The 2,507-nt window shown below is 65.0% G+C and carries 2 protein-coding genes; both read right to left on the bottom strand.

Annotated features, from left to right (window positions below; translation table 11 throughout):
* Positions 1 to 285: 285 nt before the first annotated feature.
* Positions 286 to 960, bottom strand: coding sequence for a type 1 glutamine amidotransferase domain-containing protein (locus tag IP76_RS14375; protein WP_054158929.1), 675 nt, complete (start codon positions 958 to 960; stop codon positions 286 to 288).
* Positions 961 to 1,180: 220 nt separating this feature from the next.
* Entirely contained in the window at positions 1,181 to 2,218 is a 1,038-nt protein-coding gene (locus IP76_RS14370) for an NADP-dependent oxidoreductase (RefSeq protein WP_054158928.1), read from the bottom strand.
* Between the last annotated feature and the right edge of the window lie 289 nt (positions 2,219 to 2,507).

Here is a 2,507-nt window from a genome sequence, read left to right as displayed (position 1 = left end):
GACCTCCTCTTCTCCCCAGCGGGGAGAAGGTGGCGCGCAAGCGCCGGATGAGGGGGGGCGAAGCAAGGCACAGATCACGGCGGCAAACGTCATGCCCTACCACCCCCTCACCCTGCCTCCGCTATCGCTCGGCTTCCCTCTCCCCGTGGGGGAGAGGAGGTGACGCCAACGTCGCTCGCCGACCTCTCTTCTCCCCAGCGGGGAGAAGGTGGCGCGCAAGCGCCGGATGAGGGGGGCGAAGCAAGGCCAAGCGCGGTGCCCCAGTCCTGAGGTCCCCAGTCTCCGTTAAAGCAGCTTCAACAGCGCCTTGGCCGCCTCTTCCGAAGAGGCCGGGTTTTGACCCGTCACCAGCTTGCCGTCGGTCACCACATAGACGCCCCAATCGGCACCCTTTTCATAAAGCCCGCCGCGCTCCTTCAGCATGTCTTCCACCAGGAAGGGCACGACCTTGGTGAGGCCGACAGCCTCTTCTTCGGAATTGGTGAAGCCCGCCACCTTGCGGCCTGCAACGAGCGGCTTGCCATCCTTGCCCTTCACATGGCGCAACACGCCCGGCGCGTGGCAGACGGCAGCAACCGGCTTGTCCTTGGCGGCAAAATCCTCGATCAGCGCAATGCTGTCCTTGTCTTCGGCTAGATCCCAAAGGGGACCGTGGCCGCCGGGATAAAACACCGCGTCGAAATCGGCTGGATCGATATGCGACAGGGCCGTGGTCGAGGCCAGCAGCTGCTGTGCCGTCTGATCGGCCTTGAAGCGGTCGGTGGCTTCTGTCTGCGCATCCGGCTCATCGCTCTTCGGGTCCAGCGGCGGCTGGCCGCCCTTCGGCGAGGCAAGCGTGATCTCGGCACCCGCATCCTTCAGCACGTAATAGGGGGCGGCAAATTCCTCCAGCCAGAAGCCGGTCTTCTTGCCGGTATCGCCAAGCTTGTCATGCGATGTGAGAACCATAAGAATTTTCATGGGGTTATGTCCTTTTCCTTGGGTGTTCGGAGGCAAATCATGCCCGTCTCTCGGGAGGCTTCGCCCTTCGAGGCCCGGCCGCGCCGGGCCCCTCGGGATGAGGGGAAACATTGGTGTATCGAACGGCAGACGCCCTCATCGTGAGGTGCCCTCGCGATAGCGACGGCCTCGAAGGATCCCGCCCGCCCCGCCAATGACCGCAAAAGAGCGCAGACCCCCGTCAGGCATCCGGCCCGACGCGGATCACCCGCTTGCCAAAACCTTCGCCCCGCAGGAGGCCGATAAAGGCCCGCGGTGCCTGTTCCAGCCCGTCGATCATCTCTTCGCGATACTGGATACGGCCCGCCTCCACCCAGCCCGCCATTTCCTTGGCAAAGTCAGAATAGAGATGGCCGAAATCGTCGAAGACGATAAAGCCGCGCACGGTGATGCGCTTCTTCAGGAACATGCCCATCAGCCAGCCCAGGCGGTCCGGACCATCCGGCAGGCTGGTCGCATTGTACTGCGCAATCAGGCCGCAGAGCGGGATGCGGGCGCGGGCGTTGAGAAGGGGCGCGACGGCATCGAAAACCTTGCCGCCGACATTCTCGAAATAGATGTCGATGCCATTGGGCACCGCCGCCTTGAGATGGTCCGCAAAACCATCCGCCTTGTAGTCGATGCAGGCGTCAAAGCCGAGCACATCCACCGCATGGGCGCATTTCTCCGGCCCGCCGGCAATGCCGACGACGGTGAGCCCCAGGATCTTGCCGATCTGCCCGACGGTCGCGCCCACAGGGCCCGTCGCGCCGCCTACAACCAGCGTCTCGCCCGCCTTCGGCTGCCCGATCTCCTTCAGCCCCGCCCAGGCCGTCAGCCCCGGCATGCCGGTGACGCCAAGCGCCCAGGACGGATGCCTCGGCTCCGCGCCAAGCGGCGTCACACCCCGGCCGTCGGAGAGCGCATAATCCTGCCAGCCGGAAAATCCGACCACCCAGTCGCCTTCCGCAAAGCCGTCCAGCTTGGACGAGACCACGCGCGACACCGTGCCGCCCACCATGGTCTGGCCGATCTCGACCGGCGCCGCATAAGACGGCGCATCGCTCATCCGCCCGCGCATATAGGGATCGAGCGACAGGAACACGGTGCGCAGCAGCATCTGCCCTTCGCCAGGCTCAGGGATGTCGCCCGTTTCCAGCCGCAGCGTCTGATCGGTTGGTTCGCCCTTGGGGCGCTCGGCAAGCACAAAACGGCGATTGGTGGTGTTTGATTGGGCCATACATGGTCTCCTGGGCTAAGGGGCGTGTCTCACGGACCCGTTCTGCGGGTCCAGGGCTGCCCGAACGGCAAACCACGGCGCCGCATCTCGGCAGCGCCCGTTCTCAGCCAGTCAACGGCAGCCGTGATCCATTGTTCCATGCCATTCTGTCACGCCCGTGACGGGGTGGGAGGTCACGCGGCGCGAAGCGCTCAGGTGCAAAATGTTACGGCGGGGAGAGGAGGTGACGCCAACGTCGTGCGCCGACCTCCTCTTCTCCCCAGCGGGGAGAAGGTGGCGCGCAAGCGCC

Origin of the sequence: Rhizobium sp. AAP43 (genome assembly GCF_001296045.1) — a bacterium.
In the GTDB taxonomy this organism is placed as follows: Bacteria; Pseudomonadota; Alphaproteobacteria; order Rhizobiales; family Rhizobiaceae; genus Allorhizobium.
This window is presented reverse-complemented; position numbering and strand designations above follow the sequence as displayed.

Coding starts and splice junctions, on each gene's coding strand:
- IP76_RS14370 (WP_054158928.1), bottom strand. CDS start 2,218: ATGGCCCAATCAAACACCACCAATCGCCGTTTTGTGCTTGCCGAGCGC.
- IP76_RS14375 (WP_054158929.1), bottom strand. CDS start 960: ATGAAAATTCTTATGGTTCTCACATCGCATGACAAGCTTGGCGATACC.